The 645-nt window shown below is 55.5% G+C and carries 1 protein-coding gene; it reads left to right on the plus strand.

What is annotated here, in order from left to right:
* The coding region (gene tssI, locus C5470_RS22150; RefSeq protein ID WP_166291942.1) for a type VI secretion system tip protein TssI/VgrG at positions 1-645 on the plus strand (645 nt) is incomplete at both ends.

Consider the following 645-nt stretch of genomic DNA (forward strand, 5'->3'; position numbering starts at 1 on the left):
GAAAGACAAAGAGGGCATTCCATTTACCCAATACCGGCTGGAAGCTTTACGTGCCGACAGCAAATCCGGGCAAGCGGACAGTAACTGTATTCGATTAATGCCGGGCAGGATCTTCACGTTAACCCACCACCCGATTGACACCATGAATGACCGCTGGCAAGTCGTCTCTTCCCGACATCAAGGGCATGTGCCCGCCGTTTTGGGCGATGGCGGAGCCGGCACTACCCTCAATTCACAGACCCAATTTATTCCGGGCCGCAACGACTGGCGTCCACCCTACCGCTATAAACCACAGGCCGACGGCGACGAAGTTGCCACAGTTGTCGGGCCCGGCACGGAAGAAATTTACGTCAATAAAGAGGGGGCGGTTCGCGTTCACTTCCACTGGAACCGTTACGACGCGCCGGACGACCAGGCTTCCTGCTGGGTGCGGGTGGCACAAGGCTGGAATGGCAACGGATTTGGCTTTCTGGCAACCCCACGAGTCGGCCAGGAAGTGATTATCTCCTACCTCAACGGCGATATTGACCGCCCCATTATCACCGGATGTACCTATAACGCCCTTAACCGTCCGCCGCTAAATTTACCGGCGGAAAAGACCCGCACCACGTTCAGAACCAAGACCCATAAAGGTAATGGTTTTAA

The organism is Photorhabdus stackebrandtii, assembly GCF_011189495.1.
Classification (GTDB): domain Bacteria; phylum Pseudomonadota; class Gammaproteobacteria; order Enterobacterales; family Enterobacteriaceae; genus Photorhabdus; species Photorhabdus khanii.